General features: G+C 34.6%; 18 protein-coding genes. 2 read left to right on the plus strand and 16 right to left on the minus strand.

What is annotated here, in order from left to right; translation table 11 throughout:
- Nucleotides 1-721: 721 nt before the first annotated feature.
- A complete protein-coding gene (locus ACFX5E_RS15605) occupies nucleotides 722-1,861 on the minus strand; it encodes a lipoprotein N-acyltransferase Lnb domain-containing protein (RefSeq protein WP_379856091.1) in 1,140 nt (379 codons plus the stop codon).
- Between the two features lie 583 nt (nucleotides 1,862-2,444).
- Nucleotides 2,445-3,515 carry a putative type IX sorting system protein PorV2 gene (locus ACFX5E_RS15610; RefSeq protein WP_465254610.1) on the minus strand — a complete coding sequence of 357 codons (1,071 nt, stop codon included), beginning with the start codon at nucleotides 3,513-3,515 and terminating at the stop codon, nucleotides 2,445-2,447.
- Nucleotides 3,516-4,077: 562 nt separating this feature from the next.
- On the opposite strand from ACFX5E_RS15610, the gene ACFX5E_RS15615 reads away from it, so the two are divergent.
- Entirely contained in the window at nucleotides 4,078-4,788 is a 711-nt protein-coding gene (locus tag ACFX5E_RS15615) for a CDP-alcohol phosphatidyltransferase family protein (protein ID WP_379856092.1), read from the plus strand.
- A gap of 7 nt (nucleotides 4,789-4,795) precedes the next feature.
- Nucleotides 4,796-5,659 carry a glycoside hydrolase family 25 protein gene (locus ACFX5E_RS15620; RefSeq protein ID WP_379856093.1) on the plus strand — a complete coding sequence of 288 codons (864 nt, stop codon included), beginning with the start codon at nucleotides 4,796-4,798 and terminating at the stop codon, nucleotides 5,657-5,659.
- 711 nt (nucleotides 5,660-6,370) lie between these two features.
- On the opposite strand, the gene ACFX5E_RS15625 is transcribed toward ACFX5E_RS15620, so the two are convergent.
- From ACFX5E_RS15625 to ACFX5E_RS15690, 14 genes are all read right to left on the minus strand, one after another.
- Nucleotides 6,371-6,739 carry a four helix bundle protein gene (locus ACFX5E_RS15625; protein ID WP_379856094.1) on the minus strand — a complete coding sequence of 123 codons (369 nt, stop codon included), beginning with the start codon at nucleotides 6,737-6,739 and terminating at the stop codon, nucleotides 6,371-6,373.
- Nucleotides 6,740-7,260: 521 nt separating this feature from the next.
- Entirely contained in the window at nucleotides 7,261-8,607 is a 1,347-nt protein-coding gene (locus ACFX5E_RS15630) for an O-antigen ligase family protein (RefSeq protein WP_379856095.1), read from the minus strand.
- Between the two features lies 1 nt (nucleotide 8,608).
- Nucleotides 8,609-9,682 (minus strand): glycosyltransferase, encoded by a 1,074-nt coding sequence (locus ACFX5E_RS15635; protein WP_379856096.1) that lies wholly within the window; start codon nucleotides 9,680-9,682, stop codon nucleotides 8,609-8,611.
- Nucleotides 9,679-10,677: a glucosamine inositolphosphorylceramide transferase family protein gene (locus ACFX5E_RS15640; protein ID WP_379856097.1), complete on the minus strand. Its 999-nt coding sequence runs from the start codon at nucleotides 10,675-10,677 to the stop codon at nucleotides 9,679-9,681. The genes ACFX5E_RS15635 and ACFX5E_RS15640 overlap by 4 nt, the downstream gene beginning before the upstream one ends.
- Complete coding sequence (locus ACFX5E_RS15645; protein WP_379856098.1) at nucleotides 10,674-11,810, minus strand: glycosyltransferase family 4 protein; 1,137 nt, start codon at nucleotides 11,808-11,810, stop codon at nucleotides 10,674-10,676. Before ACFX5E_RS15645 ends, ACFX5E_RS15640 begins: the two co-directional genes overlap by 4 nt.
- Nucleotides 11,807-12,823 (minus strand): hypothetical protein, encoded by a 1,017-nt coding sequence (locus ACFX5E_RS15650; protein ID WP_379856099.1) that lies wholly within the window; start codon nucleotides 12,821-12,823, stop codon nucleotides 11,807-11,809. Before ACFX5E_RS15650 ends, ACFX5E_RS15645 begins: the two co-directional genes overlap by 4 nt.
- 226 nt (nucleotides 12,824-13,049) lie before the next feature.
- The gene (locus ACFX5E_RS15655) at nucleotides 13,050-13,856 is read right to left on the minus strand and encodes a class I SAM-dependent methyltransferase (protein WP_379856101.1); all 807 of its coding nucleotides are present in this window, start codon (nucleotides 13,854-13,856) and stop codon (nucleotides 13,050-13,052) included.
- Nucleotides 13,832-14,854 (minus strand): glycosyltransferase family 2 protein, encoded by a 1,023-nt coding sequence (locus tag ACFX5E_RS15660; RefSeq protein WP_379856102.1) that lies wholly within the window; start codon nucleotides 14,852-14,854, stop codon nucleotides 13,832-13,834. The genes ACFX5E_RS15655 and ACFX5E_RS15660 overlap by 25 nt, the downstream gene beginning before the upstream one ends.
- Nucleotides 14,851-16,395 carry a glycosyltransferase gene (locus ACFX5E_RS15665; protein WP_379856103.1) on the minus strand — a complete coding sequence of 515 codons (1,545 nt, stop codon included), beginning with the start codon at nucleotides 16,393-16,395 and terminating at the stop codon, nucleotides 14,851-14,853. Before ACFX5E_RS15665 ends, ACFX5E_RS15660 begins: the two co-directional genes overlap by 4 nt.
- Nucleotides 16,396-16,399: 4 nt before the next feature.
- Complete coding sequence (locus ACFX5E_RS15670) at nucleotides 16,400-17,209, minus strand: FkbM family methyltransferase (protein ID WP_379856104.1); 810 nt, start codon at nucleotides 17,207-17,209, stop codon at nucleotides 16,400-16,402.
- Nucleotides 17,206-18,357 (minus strand): glycosyltransferase family 4 protein, encoded by a 1,152-nt coding sequence (locus ACFX5E_RS15675; protein ID WP_379856105.1) that lies wholly within the window; start codon nucleotides 18,355-18,357, stop codon nucleotides 17,206-17,208. Before ACFX5E_RS15675 ends, ACFX5E_RS15670 begins: the two co-directional genes overlap by 4 nt.
- Before the next feature lie 2 nt (nucleotides 18,358-18,359).
- Nucleotides 18,360-19,238 (minus strand): hypothetical protein, encoded by an 879-nt coding sequence (locus ACFX5E_RS15680; RefSeq protein WP_379856106.1) that lies wholly within the window; start codon nucleotides 19,236-19,238, stop codon nucleotides 18,360-18,362.
- 440 nt (nucleotides 19,239-19,678) lie between these two features.
- A complete protein-coding gene (locus ACFX5E_RS15685) occupies nucleotides 19,679-20,224 on the minus strand; it encodes an endonuclease domain-containing protein (RefSeq protein WP_379856107.1) in 546 nt (181 codons plus the stop codon).
- Between the two features lie 214 nt (nucleotides 20,225-20,438).
- Entirely contained in the window at nucleotides 20,439-21,872 is a 1,434-nt protein-coding gene (locus tag ACFX5E_RS15690) for an MBOAT family O-acyltransferase (RefSeq protein ID WP_379856108.1), read from the minus strand.
- Between the last annotated feature and the right edge of the window lie 2 nt (nucleotides 21,873-21,874).

Below are 21,874 nucleotides of genomic sequence, written 5' to 3' on the forward strand. Positions count from 1 at the left end.
TATAACTGGAGTTATAGGGGTTAGGAATGTATTCCCTCGAATTCTAAAAACAACATCGATTCCACTTCTCAATTCCCCTCTTGAAATCGAAGATTCAACGACTCCAAAATTAAATAATAACTGGAGTTATAGGGGTTAGGAATGTATTCCCTCGAATTCTAAAAACAACATCGATTCCAGGATCACACTCCCCTCTTGAGAGGGGTTAGGGGTGTGTGAATTGAAAAATAATAACTGGAGTTATAGTGCTCGAGATGTGTGTTCCTTTGTTGAGTCCTAAAAACAACATTGATTCCACTTCTCAATTCCCCTCTTGAAATCGAAGATTCAACGACTCCAAAATTAAATAACAACTGGAGTTATAGGGGCTAGGGGTGTGTTTCTTTAACTCCAAAACAACATTGATTCCACTTCTCAATTCCCCTATTGAAATCGAAGATTCAACGACTCCAAAATTAAATAACAACTGGAGTTATAGGGGTTAGGGGTGTGTTCCTCAAGTCCTAAAAACAACATCGATTCCAGGATCACATTCCCCTCTTGAGAGGGGTTAGGGGTGTGTGAATTGAAAAATAATAACTGGAGTTATAGTGGTCGAGATGTGTGTTCCTTTGTTGAGTCCTAAAAACAGCATCAATTCCAGAATCACATTCCCCTCTTCAGAGGGGATAGGGGTGTGTTTTTTTTTATTCCTAAAAACAGCTGTAACTTGCGATTTTGATTAAATAATAATTGGAATGCGTTTCGTATTTTGAATGGCCAATCTCACTAATAATACAGTACTTGTAATTACAAGAGGCAATACAATCCATAAATGCGCTTTGTTTATTAGGATCACCATATAAATAGCTAACGATACAAGGTTGAATAAAGCCAAATTATATAGTCCTTTGCTATTCTTGGTATGGTAAAAATACAGTAATAACAACAAGCTTGGATTAAACAGCAATATGTTATAATTATACGCCAATTCCTCGTGAAACGAATAAAAACCAGCGAAGACGTAGAAGAGCCCCAATAAAGCCATAATGGTAAGGTAAAAAGCGGCAACAGGTTTCTTGTTTATTGCGATAATGCACCCTAGGAATAAAATATACGTATAAACATTATTCCACCAGGATCCTGGAACTTCAGTGGGAAACTCCAATATCGTTTTGTTTTCCCCAGCTAACGGGTGGTTCTGGTAGAAAACCTTTTTTAGACTTTTTTGTAATTCAAATGGCAGAAAAATTTGTGTTCCCAGACCATCTACTTTTTTTCCAAAAATGATGCTGGTACCTAATTTCTCATAAAAATGATTGTCGAAATAAGGAAAAAGGATCGTTCTGTAAGTGATATCAGTATCTGCGTTTTTTACAATTGCTTTGGTGTCTAATGTTGTATTAATTATATCGACGACCATGGATGTACAGTTTTTATCGATAAATTTATAGATATAGTGGCTTTCTCCCGAAGCTAAAGAAGTATTCAAATTATCAAACAATTTTTGTTTTAGCGGGTAAGGAATATTTAATTCTTGTTCGTACACGGATCTCCTGTCATACTGATATTCATTGATGAAATCAGCGTAAGAATGAGCCACAGCAAAATATTGTAAATCTCCTTTTATGAATTTCAAAACAAAATTAGGGGTGTTAAAGTCAAAAGCACCGTAATTGTATACGACATCTATGTTATTGAAAGGATCGCTGATTCGGATGGCGGTATGTCCAAAAAGCGAATAGGATTCATTTCCTGTGCCGCAAGTAAGAACGCTGACTTTTGCCTCTTTGGATAAAAGAAGGTTTTGGGCAAAGCTTACAGGTATAGTTAAAAACAAGAATAGGAAAAAAGAGATTTTCTTTAAAGAAGAGGTATTCATTTAGGATACGATTAAAATATGGAACACAGATTGCACAGCTTGAACAAATTTACACGGATTTTTTTTGTTCACCATATAAAAGTGAAAAGGAATTGTATTAATTTTCTTTTTTAGCTCACTTAACTTTAGTATCAATTGCGTTTGATAAGGCGGTTCGAATCTAAAAAGCAGCAAAAAATAGTCCGTGAGCACTTTTGTTTTTTTGAATAATCCAGCTTCGTGACGAAGTCTAATACGGAATCTGTGTTGAATTCTTACTGTGATTTTCTAGTCTAAGAATATAAGTGCGGTTGTAGCTTGTCATCTCGACGAAGGAGAGATCACACGTGTAGTCATAATTGGAGGTAATTTGATTTATTTCTTCTAGAAAATTTCTTCTTTTACCTCGATTACTAACAAGTTAATAACTTATTGGTATTCATGAATCTTCGATTTCAAGCCGCCATATTTTTATACTAAAAATCATTGGACGTATTTCACAATCTAAACCCAATCTTCCCCTGAAGAGATTTTTACTTTTTTTCTTGATGAAAAAGTAACAAAAAATATTTGTGGTTAGTATTGTTTTAAACAGGACAACAAGTTAATTTCTAAAAAGACTCAAATCTACTTTCACTGAAAAAATATTAGAGTATAAAGCATCACTTTGATTGCCTAAATCAGTTAGGGCATAATCAACCTGGATGCCTTTGTATTTAAAACCTAATCCAATATTGGGTTGGAATCCTACTTTTTCACTGTTGTCTAACTGTTGTACATTTTGAAAATTCCCCACTCCGGCACGCAAAAAAACCAAGTCTGTGTAGCCAAATTCAAATCCTATGGCGGGATCGATACTCACAAAATCAGTCGAGATTATATCATTGGTTTTGGTAAACCGCATGTTCATATTGGCAGCAGCCAAAATACTGTAATCATAATGAATGATAAATTTTTTAGCGATTCCAAGTTGCGCTTTAGGAGCTGTAATCTCCGTACTTTCAGGTAACTCCTGATTGTTTTCTGGGCTTGCATCAGCTATTTTTTTGTATTCGGCCTCGTCAATATTCCACACATTATAGGTGGTGGTAATATCACGAAGCATCAATCCAAATTGCCAGTTGTTTTTTTCGAATTGTATTCCTGCATCAAAACCAAATCCCCAGGAATTAGCAAACTTTCCTATAATTCTTCGAATTACCTTTGCGTTTACGCCATACTGAAATCCGGGAACCGGCAATTTGCGGGCATAGGAAAAGGTAAAACCATAATCGGCTGTAGAAAAAAGACTGATTCTATTGTAGTCAATATTACCTTGGCTGTCAATTAATTCCGTTGTATTTAAAATATCATCTACACCAAAACGAATTAAAGAAATCCCCCAAGCACTTCGGTCATCAATTGGGCTTCCATAAGCCATATAATCGTATTGGGCAATATTCGCAAAGTAACTAGCATGCATTAACGAAACTTGGCTGTCCTCCAGGTGGATTAAGCCCGCTGGATTCCAATAGCCTGAATTGACATTATTTGTGGAAGCCACCACCGTATTTGACATGCCTAATGCTGCAGCATCAACGCCAATATTCATAAACTCGTTGGAGTATTTTCGGACTGCCTGACTGTAATGAGCAGTGCAAACCAAAAGCAATAGAAATAAGAAAGCTTTTTTCAAATGGACTTTTTTTACGAACTGGAAGGTTGGTTTAATTTTTATCAAAAATATAATTTTTTACTGAGCTTATTTCTCCCCTGAACTAAATAAATTTAGTAATGAAATAACAGCTGTTAAAAGGGAATGCGATTTACTTTATTCAATTCTATTATTACTATTATTTCGACTTATTTACTTAATAAACAATTAAAAGTTAAATGTTAACGGGCGGAGAATTCCCCTCTTGAAATCGAAGATTCAACGACTCCAAAATTAAATAACAACTGGAGTTATAGGGGTTAGGGATGTGTGTTTGTTTAAAATGCAAATGTTTCATTTTTTTAATCCTACCCTAAAGTATTCGCAGTCGTTAAAAACTACAACAAACTTTGAGCTTATTAGACTTACTATTGGTATTTAAGTAAGTAACTCGATTGTTATTAATTCAAACAACCCTTTCCGGGTTTAAAACCCGCAAAGGGTTATGCAAACCGTTGTCGTTAAAAATCTCTAGTAGAAAACGTACATTTCCTTCACTTATTATGCTAAATTTGCCAACGTAAGATCCCTAAACGTTGTACCTATGAATATTAAAAAACACATTCCGAATTTAATCACATTGCTCAACCTTTTTTGTGGCTGTATAGCGATCGTTTTTGCGGCTCAACTGGATTTCGAAATGGCTTTTTATTTTGTTTCTCTTGGGATATTTTTAGATTTTTTCGATGGTTTTTTTGCCAGGTTATTTAAAGTGTCCAGTCCGTTGGGATTGCAATTGGATTCTTTGGCAGATATGGTTACCAGTGGTGTAGTGCCTGGGTTTGTAATGTTTTTTTTACTGTCCAGCAGCCAGCAGGAGCTGTCCTCCCATCCTATGATTCCGTATCTGGGATTTATTGTCACTTTGGGTTCTTGTTATCGTTTGGCTAATTTTAATATTGATACGCGTCAAACGGATTCTTTTATAGGCTTGCCTACTCCAGCCAATGCACTGTTTATTTTAAGTTTGCCTTTGGTTTTAAAATATTCAGATTCCCTATTCACTCTGGAGATTTTGACAAATCAGTTTGTTTTACTTGCCATAACGGTGTTAAGCGCTTACATCCTGAATGCCGAGATTCCGTTATTTTCGTTAAAACTTAAAAAGTTTAACTTTAAAGACAATGCCCTTCAAATTGTCTTTTTAACGCTTTCGGTATTGTTATTGGTTTTCTTTCAATATTTAGGAATTCCTTTGCTGATTATTCTTTATGTTTTGCTATCGGTAGTAAATAATAAAAGGGCGATAAAGTAGTTTTTGAATGAGAAAAAAAGTGGTAAGAAAAAGAACAACGGTAGTTCGTAAACCCAAAAAGAAAGCGAGTACTTTCTCTGGGAAGTTTTTGCGGTATTCACTGGTTGCTTTTTTTGTCGTACTTCTTGTTGGTACTGTGTATCATTATCGCAATGGTCTGGCTTATTATTTCAGTTTCAAATCAGATAAAGCTTTAAAAGAAAAAGCCGAAGCCAAACGTATTTCAGACGTTCGTAATTTTCAAGTTTTAGAAAATCACGAAGGAAAAAGTATCGGTTTGGACGTTTCTGAATACCAGGGAAAAATTCAGTGGTCTTATGTAGATACTTTAGAAAAAAAATACCCTTTAGACTATGTGTTTATTCGGGCAACCGTAGGAAAAGACAGGAAAGACCGTCAGTTTAAACGGAATTGGCTTGGCGCCAAAGAAAATAAAATGATTCGGGGAGCGTATCATTATTACCGTCCCAACGAAAACTCCCTCGAGCAGGCAGAACTTTTTATTACAACAGTTACCCTCCTGAAAGGAGATTTACCACCTATTTTAGATATTGAAAAACTGCCTAAAAATCAATCACTAGACAGTTTGAAAGTCGGCTTGAAACGATGGTTGAAGGCTGTGGAATCACATTATAAAGTGAAGCCTGTTATCTATACTGGTGAAAAATATTATGATGATTTTTTGAAAGAGGAATTCAGCGATTATCTCTTTTGGATTGCCAATTATAATTTTTATCGAGAAAAAATGGATCCCGACTGGCTATTCTGGCAATTTACGGAGAAAGCTTCAGTTCCGGGGATAAAAGGGAATGTAGATATCAATATTTATAATGGTGATTTACAGCAATTACAGTTCATTACTGTGGAGTAGTTTGCAGTGTTCAGTGATCAGTGTTCAGTATGCACAGTGGTCAGTGATCAGTGGTCAGTGATCAGTTTCAGATATCTTTATAGTAATAAGTTTGCAGTTTTCATTCGCATTCCCTGTATATAGTCTCAGTTTATAGTTTTCGGTCTCAGTTCGCATAATTCTAACGTAGAAATGCTAGCCTCTTCCGACTTTATACCATTGACTAGTATACATATTAGTCCGCTAGTTTTTTTTATATCGAGCGCAATCGAGATGCAATAATGGTTCTCTAAAAAAACTGACCACTGCGACTGAACACTGACCACTTCTTTTATAACTGACCACTGATTACTGAATATTGTTCACTGATTACTGACCACTAAAAAAAAGACTGACCACTAAAGACTGACCACTACAAAAATCTGAACACTGAACACTGATCACTGAACACTAAAAAAAACTGACCACTAAAGACTGAACACTGATCACTGATCACTGAACACTAAAAAACTGACCACTGACCACTGACCACTGAACACTAAAAAGACTGAACACTGACCACTGAACACTGACCACTAATAACTGAACACTGACCACTGAACACTGAAAAAAGACTGACCACTGATCACTGACCACTGATCACTAATAACTGAACACTGACCACTGACCACTGATCACTGAACACTAAAAAAGACTGACCACTGATCACTAAAAAAGACTGACCACTGATCCCTACACCACTACACCAAATTTTTGAGGATTTAAAATCATATAATTAATTAGCTTCCCAACCTCATTACTTTCGTTTAATAATTCGTCGTAAACACTTTCGTTTATATAGTTGCATTTAAGTGAAAACTCAAGCCAAACTTGAGTCTCTGAATTTTCGGCATCTGAATCGGTTAATTTGCTATGAAAATTTTTGGGATAGACTCTTTTTCTATAGGATTCTGCTATATTAGCCGACACACTTCTGGAAGAACGTCTAATTTGATCCGTTAGTGAATACATTTCTTCTTTTGGAAACCGTTTTGTTATTTCAAAAATTTTCATAGCTAATGAAAATGATTTCTGATATGCTAATAAATCTTGGAATTTCATATTTAGTTATTTAAAGCTGATTACTAAAAAACTGATCACTAAAATCTGATCAACGAACACTGACCACTAACCACTGATCACTAAAACCTGAATACTGATCACTGACCACTAAAAAAACTGAACACTGACCACTGATCACTGAACACTAAAAAGACTGATCACTGACTACTAAAAAAACTGAACACTGACCACTGATCACTGAACACTAAAAAGACTGATCACTGATCACTGAACACTGATCACTGATCACTGACCACTAAAAAAGACTGATCACTGAACACTAAAAAACCTGAGCACTAAAAAACCTGAACACTAAAAAAGACTGAACACTGAACACTGATCACTGATCACTAAAAAATCTGAACACTAAAAACTGAACACTGAAGACTGAAGACTGATCACTAAAAAAACTGAACACTGATCACTGATCACTGACCACTAAAAAAGACTGATCACTCTTTTAGAACTGAACACTAAATAAACTGACCACTGATCACTCTTTTAGAACTGACCACTGAACACTATTCCTCTTTCTTAACTCTATTCGGACTCCCCAACTGCACATTCAACAACGACAACGAATACACAAACGCAGGCGCCGCGGTTCGCATCGCGGCGTGATTAATGGTTAAAAACCAGAAAGCAACAAAACACAACATAAACATATTAAACTTATTTTCCAGATACAAAACCAGCGGGGTAAAAAAGAGGATAAGTAAGCCTAAGATTCCTAAGGTACCATGCTCCGCCAGCATCCGGGTAATTTCATCATGAGATTGTACTTTATCTCCTATTTTTTGCGCCCTAATTTCTACCCCTTTACCTACCCCGGCTCCAAAAATAGGATTCGCAAAAAAAATTGCAAGTTCGTCACGCGCTATATCTTCTCTACCGGTCAATTGACTTGATTTTACTCTCCCTTTAGCATCCTGATTCGCATAGCGCTTATCAATAAGCCCACCGGTTTGAAAAGAGGTGTAAACCCAAGTTGCCATTAGGGCTAAAGTCACAAAGACAACAATATAATTAAGTTTTACTTTACCCCGATAATTAGATTTAAAATACAGGAAAAGCAATAACAAAACAATCATCATAAAACCGGTAATCATCCCTCCCCTAGAAAAAGTAAGCATCCCCCTGTAAGTGACATTGAAAGCAATAATTAAATTCGTTATTAACATAAACTTAGTTGGAGACTCTAGGATAACCCTGGAAAAAAAAATAAACATGCCCAACCCCAGAAACGTCGCCACTTGATTCGGTCCATAGCCTCCGGAGGTTTCAAAATTCGATTGCGTACTGGTGATTACATCTCGAACGTTAGGGGTATACAAGGTTAAATAGACCATACAGCTAATGATAGGTAGTCCTAAGCTTAACAAAATACTATTCATCTGTTCCAAAGCTATTTTTCGTCTGTACGTATACAAGGAAGCTAATGCCAAACAGACCGGCCCGGACATATAGAAGGCAATAGTCTTTCTGACATTGTTATCAAAATTCAATACAAAGGTCGAAAGGACGATACTCGGCACCAATAATAACAAAAAAATCCAATAAGGCGTTGCCCCTTTGGACAATCCACTATAATACATGCCGATAAAAAGAAAAATCATCACCCCATATTTGGAAAATTCATAAGATATGTTCCCGTCTGTCATCCGTAAAAGCACTTCACTCCCGGTTATATAGGCGGCCACCATTAAGGCTTGGTGATTCCTATTTTGGGTTTTTATAACAAAATAAATCCCTAGTATAAAGATGGAATAACCATATAATTTTGCCGTAAAAGGAAGCACATACACCATAATACCTATGGCCACATGAAATAGAATTAAATACAGATAAGATTGTTCTTCTTTTTTCATTTTAAATAGTTTGTAACCAATCTAAATATTTTTTTACCACTACATCTTCTGCATAATTTTCGGTAACGGTATCATAAAGCAAATTCCCAAAATCAGTTCGCAAGACATCATTTTCTATCAATGTGACGACAGACTTATAAAATAATTGTTCCTGATTGGCAAGGATAAGAAAACCATTTTTTCCATTTTGAATTACAGACGAAATTTCTCCTACATTAGTCACTACAACAGGTTTTTTATGCAAACCATACTCCAAAATGGCCATGGGCAAACCTTCGGATTGAGAAGTTAGTATGGCGATGGTGGATTGATCGAGAATATTTTTCATATCTTGTTTCGTGCCGTAAAGAAACACATTTTTTTCAAGATGATGTTCAATGATTAACGATTGAATTTGTTTGGAATAATCATCCTGAAAATCTTTTCCAACCAAATGAAAAGTCCATTCAGGATGGGATAATTGCATTTTTTTAGCCACCTCCATCAATAAAAAATGATTCTTTTGAACCCTCAAATTAGCCAAACAAACAATCCGCTTTCCATCAACACCCTCCAATACAGTATATGCGGTAATATTCTTTTCTTCAGAGGGAAAATTAGGCAAATAAATAGCGTTCTTAAAATGTAAATTTTCCTGAGCCCAAACTTTTAGCTTTTGATTGACCGCAACAATCCCGCTAAAAAAAGGAGCAATTAATCGTAAAGCCAGTAAGGGTCTTTTATTTAAAAACTCACTGTCCCCATAGTGGTCATGCCAAATTATTTTAATCGAAGGATGAACTAACTTTAGAAGAAAGGCTAGAAAAAAAGAAGTACTGTGTGCATGAACTAGGGTAATGCTATTTACTCGTACATAATTTCTCAACGTATAAAGAGCTTTAAAATCAATGATTTTAATTCTATTCAAAAACAAATAGGAAACACCATCATCAACCTGATTCAAAAGGGGTCCCTCTTTACGACTAACCACTAATCCAGAAAAATCAATTTGTTTAGCCAAGGCATTCGCATAATTGACCGCCATGCGCTCGGCTCCGCCTGCTTCTAAACTGTCTATTATTTGAAGTATCCTCATTTTTGTAATATCCAACCTTTAAAATCCAAATAACTCATTTTCAGAGGACCTCTTATATTAAGATGTTTGCCCGTACTGTTTAATCGATTTCCATCATAAACATAATAGTAATGATCGGCGTCTATTCGTTGTACATCCAAATGATGCATTCCGGCATTAAATACGGCTATATTTTCATTAGCCTTTAAATAAAAAGGTTGCTCTCTTTCTACATCATAAGTTCCATCATGAAAGGAAAAACGATACAAAGATACCCCATACCCATACCCTTTGGTGCAATTTTGCACGGGTAAAACCAATCCTTTTTTATCCGCAAAAAAACGGCCACCCCCTCGTGCCTCAGTTCCTATCAAAGCAATTGGTTTTTTTTTATGTAATTTCCATTTACCAAACAGCGAGTCGGCCTGATAGAGGTACATATTTTTTTCATAATCGGTGGCTACTAAAATATTCAAAGAGTCCGACAAGTAGATGGAAGGATCGACGAGGGCAACATTGGCGATCAAAGTATCACAAATCCTCCAGTCATAAGGAAAATGATGTGCTTTATACAGCAACACCGCATTTGCCTGTTTGGACTCCGGTACCATATAAAAAGCATTTTTATATTTAAAAACTTGCGGATAGGACAGATGGAATTTTTCTTTTAAAACAGTTCCTCTATACTGATATCTTTTTCCATCTGTTGAGGTCAATAAACCAACAACACCATTAGTTTTATTTTTTTTATGCTCAAAAAACAGATAAAAAGTGTCTTTTTCTTTAACAAAAAAGGGATCGGCAAGAAATACGGTACTGTCATTTTGAGCTTGCAACTTTTCGATAGAATAAATGGAGTTTTGATCCACGGCAATCTGTTCAGGATAACCAGCTGACTCGCCATAACCTATGGACCACCCCCCCCCGTCTTGTTGAAAAAAAGGAGTTCTATAGTTGATTATAGCTAGCAATGCAACCACCAAAAAAAGAAACCCCAATAGGTAGTACTTTTTCATTTAATTCTTTTTGAATCGGGTTTTAATAAATCCATAATTTCTCGTTCAAAAACATCCAAAGTATAGTTCCGGGACCAATCCGAAGCGTTTTTACTTTTAGTATCAAAATCCGTTGGAGCATGCAATAGCGTTTCAATCTGTTTAGTATCTTCTACCAAATCCATAGCTAACAAAATCCCTCTTTTCCCTTGATCTAGCATAAAAGGCACACAGGACACAGGTGTTGCCAATGGAACACAGCCCCAAAACATTCCCTCCGCAATCGCTTTTGGCCAGCCCTCACTATCGGAAGGCAGAACCACGAAATGACTATGTTGATAGGCTTTTTGAACGGTATCCTTGGATTGATTCCCATGTAATTCTATTACGGCTTCTATTTGATGGGCTGTAACATACTGTTCTAATGCAGTACGTTCAGTTCCTTCTCCATATAAACTAAGGTATACATCATATCCTTTCTTAGATAGAAATTCCACTAGTTGAATTGCATACAAAGGATTTTTCCCTATCACTAAAGTGCCCACAAAAACAAAAGCAATACGTCCTTTGACCTCTTTTTTAGAAATAGGTAATTTATCAATTTCTTGATAGGTCGCAGTAAAAAAAGGCTTAATATTTTTAGAACTGCCTTCCCAATCACCATAAACCAAAACCTGCATATTTCGGGTCAGAAACGTATTACCTAATATCCATTGCTGCAATTGATAAGTCCAGGGCTGTTTTGACTGAGGATCCCAATTACCGGCATATTTCGCCGTTTTTAGTTTATTACGAAATGCTATTTGAATTATAGAACCCAGAAATCCCACATTACCCGGGCATCGCAAATGAATATGATCCGCATTTTGCATAGCTTTAAAAATTGTCCAGCTTATTCTTGGTATTTTTAGAACGGCTCTAAAAAGGCCATTTAAACTCAAAACATCAAAGCCCTCAATCGCTATAAATTGAATGTTTTCATGTTGATATTCAGTATCTACAGGAGTTTTTTCTGCCTGTACTAAAGGAGCCACCACTATCAATTTCTCCACATACTTTGCCCAAACATTCATTTCACTGACATACGGGGCATAAGCAAAGTAATTATTATCCTCAATGATATGAGGAACGTGGGTAATGATTGCGAATTTCATTCATTCAATTTTTTCCTATCCTGTATAACGGATAATATTCTTTTAATATAATTCTCTGGGTGCAAATATTCATAACTCCATTTCATATTTTCATTACCCATTTCAATATAATATTTATCTTTTAAAAGATACTCAATTTTATCCGGCAACTCAGTGTAAGAAGAACGAGAAGATAATTTTTCATAATTTATATGTTCCTTAAATCTTTCAAAAGAAATATTCAAAGGAGTTGTTATGACAGCCTTACCATACAATAAATATTCTCCAATTTTCCATCCTGGCGTATCCTTCAAACCATCATCTGCTATACCAATATTAAAATTACATAGTGTGTTTAAATAATTATTTTTTTTTGAATCCCTTGAATCTAATAAAAGATCAGGTGCCATTTTTATTGCTAAATCATCCGCAAACAAACCAACTGATGAATTTGTAAATTTTTTTTTTATTATTCTGCATGCATTAATTCTAAATTGATTTTGTAATCTTCTCCGTTCTTTTTCTTCTGAATCTGAATGGTTATCTGGATTCCACAATCGGGTATGAAAAATCACATTCCCTCCTGTATCGTGCACTTCTTTGGGATACCTTCTGATATCTAAAACACCATGAGAAGACTTTGTAAATAACGTATACTTATCGAATGCTTTGAATACTTCTAGCCTGCTTGACTTGTCAAATAACAAATCACTTTTTAAATTCATTAATAAAGAATGGCATTTATAAGCCATTGGAACATTAAAATGCAGCGGATAAATATTCTTGACGTTATCTTTTTTGAGAAGAGATCTTTTAAAATAATAACTAAAATTTTCTGGTAAATCTATGAATACTGTATCATCAGAATAATCGAAAAAAACACTTTCCATTCCTACAAATAGAATAGCTCCATTAAAAGCAACACTTTTGTTACTAACAATCTTTATCTCTAATTTTTCCTTTTGACAAAAATAAAAATAGGAATAAATAAGTTGGTTCAAATGATGCGTCCAAGTTGAAATCTCTAATTGCATTTAATTTATTTTTAAGTTGAAATTGAAGTATATTTTTATACAATTTTAATTCTATACATAACAACCATTGCGATCAAAGATCTTTATTATAATGGTACCGTTCTGTTTTAAAAGTAACAGGTATTAAATCATATAAGCCTTATAAAAAAAAGCCGGTATTGGTCCCTAATGTAAAACTGATGACTTAGATTTCCAAAAGTTTTCCTTAAAACATTTACTAAGAAAACTATTTTTTTTGCATCAACATAGTCAGATGCATACAGCTAAACATTACACGATCAGAAGTGAATGATTTATCCCAATCTTGTTTGTGCCATTTTTGCCCGATTATCTTTTTCTTATTTTCGGAAATGGGTAAAATATCTAAAAAAGCAACCCATTTTGACTTACCTAAAACACCTCGTCTTTCAATAATGTTAAATGCGTTCTTGTATTGATAAAACGTTTTTTTGGTTAATGGCCATTCCCAAGCCGCATCCGATTGAAAAGGACGATAAATAGCTCTTATTATTTTGATAGGCAAACTAGTTTCTAAAGGGTCATAACTTATAATAGTTCCATTAGTCGCCAATTTTTCATTAAGTCTATCGATCAAAATAGTCGTATTTTTGAAATGATGCAAAACACCATAAGCGTAGATTAAATCAAAATCTTTTTCTAAAAAATCAGGAGAAAGAAAATCTACCGCTTCGGCTTTAGCATTCGGTAAAAATTTAAGTTTCTCTTTTAATTTTTCAATAGCAACATCACTCAAATCAATTCCTAAATACTGCTTTGAATGTTCTGCAAGGTAATAAGACCAGTAATTTCCTGTAAAGCAACCCAAATCAAGTACTTTTTTATTAGATAAATCGCCAAACCATTCTTTATGCAGTAAGTACGCTTGATCCTGTATACCAACATTTTTCCTAATTTGGTTTAGAAGCCCATTTCTAAATTTCGCCCAAATTTTAGTAAAAAAATTCTGCTTAATATTGTTATAGAATTCCTTCTGTTTTTTATTAGTTTCTAAAATAGCTTCGGTTGTCTCCATTTTAATTCTTTTGGTTTATTTAACATTAAACTCCACCACCCTAATGTTCTACCTGTAGCCTCAGTAAAAGCTTCTTTTTTATTACTGGAAGTAAATGTATTGCTAAATCTGATTATTGTCAACAATATAGTGATAGAATGCCACTTTAATTTTGCGTTTAAAGACGGTTTTGGATTCTTGATTCGCCACACATACCACCCATTTCTGACGACCATTTTACCGTATTTATATGAATTGGGTCTTCCGGATGGGTGGTGAAAGTGATTTAACTGCACTTTTGTATTGACCACATTCTTACCAAACTGCAAAGCCCTGATACAAAAATCAGCATCTTCATAAAGTCCGTACCCTTCAAAGTAAGTAGAGAATCGCAAAGAATCAAATACTTTTTTTCGAAATGCAAATGACATACCTATTAGTAAATCGACTTCGTATGTTTTGCCGTTTAAAGGAAATCCACAGGTTTTACCATGCGAATAGTCAGGCATTTTTCCCGGACCAAGATTAGATTGCAATCCTAGATAATTACGCATTATATTGCGCTGCCCTTCCTTATACACAAATCCCTCAAACTGAAAATAATGATTAGAATCATATTTTTTATTGAATTCTGTCAAGCTCCAGCCATTTTCATTAATCGCAACGCCTCCAACACCGGAGATCTCTGGATTGTCTGCAAACGTTTTGATTAATTCTTCAAAATAATTTGGCGTCAATTCAGTATCATCGTCCAAAAATGCTACAACAGTACTGCTAAGCGCTACTTTATCCAATCCATAATTTCTTTGTTTAGTTAAACCGCGAAAATTTTCTGGAACTAAAAAATAACAAATATTCTTAAACTGATTTCCCTCCAACATCTGTTCAGTCTCCCGATTTGTTGACCCGTCAATGATTATAATTTCATCAGGATACACCATCTGCTTCTGCACTGAAAGCAAGAGCTGCAATAGAGAGTGAGGACGCATATAAGTACAAATAATTAGAGAACACTTCATGCTTCTTTTTTTAATTCATTAGCCCAAAAAATGCTTTGCTTCCATTGCTTTTTAAAATGGGTGTAATAATGAAACGGATTTTTAATATTCTGATATTGATAATACTTGAAGAATAAAATGGTTTTATAACCCAATCGCTGTTCATCTGTAGTATGCAAAATTTTATACAACATGATTGTTGGGGAAGGTTTGGGTTGCACAGCATCATTTTGCCATTGTAAAACAGGTTTGGTTCTAAAACCGCCAATAGTAGCTTTTAAATGCAATATTTCCGGCTCCGGTAGATACAAAACATCTGTGCCCGTATTTCGCAATTGCATCCCAAAATCACCATCCTCACCGTAACCAAATTCTAATGCCATATTAAATTTGACTTTTTCCAGAAGATCTCTTTTGATAATACTGTTGCCAGCACCAAAAGTGAGCCATTGAATTACATTAAAGTATTTTTTTCTTTCATTCTTTTGAGGATAAGAAACTGTCACAACTGGGCTTCCAAATTGTTTTATTAGTTTAAAAGCATCAACCAATAAACTAGGGCTAAAGCGATTATCATCATCTGCTAGAAATACCCATTCACTTTCAGTTTGATGCAAAGCTAAATTTCTTGCATTACAGGCACCGGATTGATGAGTGAAAATATGCTGAATATGGAATGGCCATTTTTCTGCAGTAATATATCCCAATTCAGTCGTGCTTCCTTCTAATGGATTTTGTTCCACTATAATGATTTTACGAGGCAGTTTTACTTGCTTAGCAAAATCTTTCAATACATCATATAAATAGCTGCTCCTTCCAATGGTCGGAATAATAACATCAATAGTTCCAGCAGTAACAACCACTCTCGAGGATTGAACGACAATACCATCTAAGTTTATTGATCTGCTATTTCTATTCTTATAAAACAGAGAAATAATCATGGGAAATACTGGAAATTTTCTTCCGTACAGAAGGAAGTTCAACAGCAATAAAAATACCCATCGTGTTTTGTAGTGTTGTTTTACAAAACGAAAAAGAACAAACGTATTTTTCTTGTCCAGATTAATAGTGGCGGGATGCTGTTTTAAAAGTTTAGGTTCTGAATAACATAACAAGCCTTTTGGCATGGATAATTTTGCTAAAGAACATAAAAAATAATCAAAATTTTTCTCGCTGGGAATTTCATCTTTTACAATAGAAAAAACAGCCGAATGAATGCCTCCAACCCAACTGCTCATTTGCCACGTTGGAAAGGTTACAGTAGTATTTACTCTCGCAAAAGGAGACTCATCGATATAACCAATATTTTTATCTAAAAAAGAACTGCCAAAAGGATTATAGGAAAACAATAATTTTTTATGGTGAAATAATTTTTCAATTTCAGAAATATTCAATTGTTCTTTTAGACTCAAATGACACCAAACTAAAATTTCATCTGGAAAGTCATTAGCCAATAAAGTCATAAATGAAGCTATAGATAAATGGGAGTTCTTTTCAATTTCAAAAGAATCAACATTACTTAATGCGACAACTGTAGTATCATTATGATAAAGAATTATCATACTACTATTTTTTTAAAGAGAGTCCAGCAAACGTTATGATTTCATTTTTCCGAAATCGAACCGTTTGATAAGGATAATTCATTTTTTTGAAAAAGGCTTCTACTTTAATATAAGTAGCTGCCCCTTCAACGATATGATAAGATGCAATGGCAAAATTAGGGCTTAGACTTTGTATCGTTTCCTCACATCCGGCCAAAGCTTCAATTTCGGCACCTTCGATATCCATTTTTATGAAATCTAATTTTTTAATGTCATTATTTGCAACCCAATCATCAATTCGTACGGCTTCTTTTTTAACACATTTATCACTATTTGGAATCCAAACAGCAGAAGACCCTACTGTACCTGCTTCATAAAAATCAATCCACTTGTTTTCGTTCCAAAGTAACAAATTTTCAATTTTAATATTCCCTGGAAGATCTTTGTTTAAATCTATATTACGATCAATCCGCTTTACATTATAAGCGTCTGGTTCAAAAGCATAAACAATCCCACCTTTACCTGCCAATTTAGAAAATAAAATCGACAAATGGCCACAATTGGCTCCGGCATCAAGAACGACATCAGTTTCTTTTACTTTATAAAAATGCTGGTAATAATTAAAATCCGGCGCTATAAAATATAAAGCTTCATGGGTTATCATAACTAAATCCTCAAAAGTAGTTTTATAAGCAACCGAAGTTCCCGTTCCTTGTACTAATTCATAAAAAGTATCTTTCGGTTTATTGATACTGTAATAGCCCAATTTAATTTTCTCTTTTATTCTCCCACTTGGAAAAATGGCACTAATAATTTTTTTTATCTTTTTCTTCATTTTGATGCAATAACATTTTTATAAAACAACAAACTTTGTTTAGCAACGATAGATATACTAAATTTCTCTTCTACTTTTTTACGGGCTTGTATACCAAATTCACTTTGCAAATTTAGATTTTCAAGCAAGCTGATAATTTTATTCGCATACGCCTTATGTTGTGTCGGATGTTCCAAAAAACCACTAATTCCATCATCAAGAACCTCAGTCGCCCAGCCAATATTGGAGGCTACAATAGGTTTCTTCAGCGCCATCGCTTCTAGCCACGAAACAGGCAGGGCTTCTGCAAATGTAGGAAAAACACATACATTTGCTTGTTCTATTGCCTTTTTTATTTCACTATAAGGAACACTTCCTAAATACGTTACATTATTAATGGCTTCTGATGAAAATAGTTCTTGCATAAGTTGCCATGTTGAATCTATTCCAGAAATAATATCGGAAGCATCCCTCCCTATCAATACTAATTTTACATTTGATTTTTTTTTAATCACTTCGTTAAAAATCAGCGGTAACTCTAACAATCCTTTCTTTCGAATTAAGGTTCCAAAATAAAGAACAGTAGGCAAAAGAGTCGTGTTCTGATGTTCAACTTCAAAAGTAGTACAATTAATACTATTTGGAATAATGGTGAATTTTTTATCTAAACCAAATACTTGATTAGTCAAATCAGCTGTAAACTGACTCACAGAAAGCAAACCATCCGCCTGCTGTAAAGCGCGTCTTTCATGAAATTTATTTTTCCATTTGACAGGACGCTGATCCAAATGACAAAAATAAGTGTCCGAACCGTTCAATCGAATAACTAAAGGACATTTTTTAGGAATTATAAAAGAAGTAATCCCTGTCCAATCGGGTGCTTCAACCAAATCAATTACTTTTTGCTGATGTAAGGTATTAATTATTCTTTGGAGTTTTTTTCGGGTAAAATACCACGACAATCCTTTTAATTTCACGTTCCGGATTTGCTGGATGCAAATACCGTCATCATCAAAAACACCTTCTTGGTTCTGACCATACACCAAAACTCGGACCGAACAACCTTCCGCTAAAAGTCCTATAGCCAGATTTTTGATACTGGTCCCTATACCACCAGAGCTACCCGTTTTCGGATGTGGATATTCTGGAGTCAGAAAGGCTACTTTCATATTTATTTTTTAAAAAAATCTTTTATAATTACGGTCGTAAACTTACGCGCACCATTATCATTCAGATGGCCGCACGACGAAAAATACTGATCGCCTTCCACTGCATTTTCATAATTATGAATTTCAGGATAGATCGAACTTACTTTCTGAAAATAATCCAATCCCTTAACATTAGAACACATGGGTGTCATAACGGCAATTAAGTTAATATTATTTTCTTTGCAAATTTGCTTGATTTCTTCGTAATAGCTATTTTGTAACGGTTTTAAATTCGTTAAATCATTTTTCATATTCGCATTCGGATTTTTACCTAAAGGATAGTATCCTCTATGATTCAAAAGCTTTGTTGGTTTTGCAGACACGGTATTATACATTTCCCTAAAACCAATTTGGGGGGCAAAAACAACATATCTGTAAAAAGGAATATAATAATTAGCCCAAAAATGAGGCTGTTGGGCAAAATGGGATTCAATCACTTTAGAACGGTGAATATAGGGTAAAAATTTAGAAGCAACACTCTCAGACTCCTTTTCATTAGCCAAATTCAAATCAGCTTCCAGAATCACATTTTTTATTTTATAATGGCGCTCTACCATTAATTTCAATAATAAAGAAGCTTCAAACAAATGGCCGCCACTTATCCCATAATTAAAGGTTTTCAATCCTTTCTCTTCAAATAGTGGTGCTACAAAATGATTATTCGCCCTTGAAGATCCTAAAATCACTACATCATAATTCCTCGCCTTTGAATTGTAAACATAATCTATTTTCCCTCTATGGGAAGATTGCAAATAAACTTGTGTGTAAGCTATATCTAACACTACTAGCACCAGAAAGGTCAGTAGAAGTATTTTGATTGTAAAAATTATAAACCGTTTCATTATTCTTTTATTCTCTTTTATATTTGTAAATATATTGTAAATTAATTATTTTATCTCCACCCATAAAAAGGCATAATTTCCTTTTTATTTGGTAAACCCTGCAGGGAAGAAGGCGAAAAACAACTTTATAATAATTTCAATTCTGCTTTAAATTTTCGACTCCCTTTAGGGCTGGGGTAAAACGAAATTTCACATTCCTTATTTTCTTTTTTCTTACCCCCGCCATAAAGGGCGTAAAAAAGGAATATACACTATCGCATTCCACGATATCCTTAATTTTCGGCTCCCTTTAGGGATGGGGTAAAACGAAAATTTACATTCCTTATTTTCTTTTTTTCTTGCCCCAACCCTAAAGGGAGAAAAAAAGAAAGAGAACGCTATACTATTTCAAGACCGCCCTAAATTTGCAATTCCCTTTCCAGTCGGGTTAAAACGAAAATTCACGATGCCATCTTAATAAACATTTTAATTTTATCTATAACTTCTGGTAACTTCAACATTATTTCCTCATTTGTGAATCGAATTACTTTTAACCCTTGAAATTCTATATCATTTGTTCTTTTTTCATCTAAAAGCCGTTGCTCTTCTTCCAGATGATACCCTCCATCTATTTCAATAACTAACTTTAGGGAATGACAATAAAAATCAGCAATATAAATATTAAGAGGATGCTGCCTCCTAAATTTATAACCTTCTATCTGGTTATTTTTTACTGCTAACCAGAGCTTTTCTTCAGCTTCTGTTAAATTTCCTCTTAATTTCTTTGCATTTGAAAAAATCTGTGGAGATGCTCCTTTCCACATATGATCTGATTTAAGCGAATTCTTATCCATACACTGATAAAAAAATTGATTCAAAAATAATGCGACTTTTGACAAATTTTTGACTCCCTTTAGGGCCGGGGTAAAACGAAAATTTACACTTTTTCCCAAATTTTCGACTCCCTTTAGGGCCGGGGTAAAACGAAAATATATACTTTTTTCCAAATTTTCGACTCCCTTTAGGGCCGGGGTAAAACGAAAATTTACACTTTTTCCCAAATTTTAGACTCCCTTTAGGGCTGGGGTAAAACGAAAATTCATACTTTTTTCCCATTTTTGACTCCCTTTAGGGTTTAGGGCCGGGGTAAAACGAAAAATTATACTTTTTTCCACATTTTCGGCTCCCTTTAGGGCTTGGGGTAAAACGAAAATTCACATCTTAAAACTGAAAATAAATAAATTCTTTATAATCAGAATACGTCCCCAGCGCTACAATCGCAGCAATACACAACGTCACTTTCAACCAACTATAGCTGCCTGAAATAGGTTCAATTTTAGTTCTTGCATTCCATTCCACAAGAATAAAAATAAAAATCAATAATAGAAGTTCATAACTGTAGCGTTCATTTTCCAGATATTGTATTTTAAAATTTTGGTCAGTAAAAATACGACGGATGTAATCAAAAGCACCTCCTATAGATTTTGCCCGAAAAAACACCCAAGCCAAACAGCTCAGGGTAAAAGTACTCAACATACTAAAAAAAACTTTCAGAGAACTAAAATCCCATCCTAGTGCTACAGTTTCTATATTAGACCGATTGGTATCTCGAAGTAACAAGGGCAGAAAATACAGAGCATTAATAAAACCCCAGGCGATGAAAGTCCAATTGGCACCATGCCAAAAACCACTCAATAAGAAAATAACAAATACATTCCGGACTTGTTTCAATTTACTGCCTCTGCTTCCTCCCAAAGGAATATAAACATAATCCCGAAACCAGGACGATAAGGAAATATGCCACCGACGCCAAAATTCGGCTATATCTCTGGAAAAATAAGGATAATTAAAATTCCGCAACAAGTCCAATCCAAATAATTTAGACATCCCCAACGCCATATCAGAATAGCCTGAAAAATCGCCATAAATCTGAAAAGCAAAATAGAAAGCCCCCAATATTAAGGACAAGGAATTCATCGAAGTATAATTGTCAAAAATAGCATTCGCATACGTGGCACACGTATCAGCAATAACTACTTTTTTAAACAATCCCCAAATGATTTGGTACACCCCTTCTTTTGCTTTTTCAAAATCAAAGCTGCGCTTTACTTTTACCTGCGGTAACAAATGCGTAGCTCTTTCAATAGGACCAGCGACTAACAAAGGAAAATAACTGACAAACAACGAATAATCTATAAAATTATATTCGGCTTTGATTCTTTTTAAATAAATATCAATCACATAGGATAAACCATGAAAGGTATAGAAAGATATCCCGACAGGCAAAATCACGTTCAACAACAACGGACTAGTTTGCAACCCAAAACCATTTAATAATTCCGAAAAAGAAGCTGCAAAAAAATTATAGTATTTATAAATACCCAAAAATCCCAAATTCACCGAAATACTCAACCAAAACCAAAACTTTCGTGTAGTTTCAGTTTTGGCCTTTTCAATTCGAATACCGGTATAATAATCCAAAAAAGTAGAAAAAACCAACAGAAATAAAAACCGCCAATCCCAACAGGAATAAAAATAATAACTCGCTACAATAAGCAATGCATTTTGAGTGCTTTTCGTTTTATGAAAGACAAACCAATACAATACAAATACGATGGGTAAGAAAACGGCAAAAGATAAAGAATTAAAGAACATAG

This window comes from Flavobacterium xylosi (assembly GCF_042787345.1).
Taxonomy (GTDB): domain Bacteria; phylum Bacteroidota; class Bacteroidia; order Flavobacteriales; family Flavobacteriaceae; genus Flavobacterium; species Flavobacterium xylosi.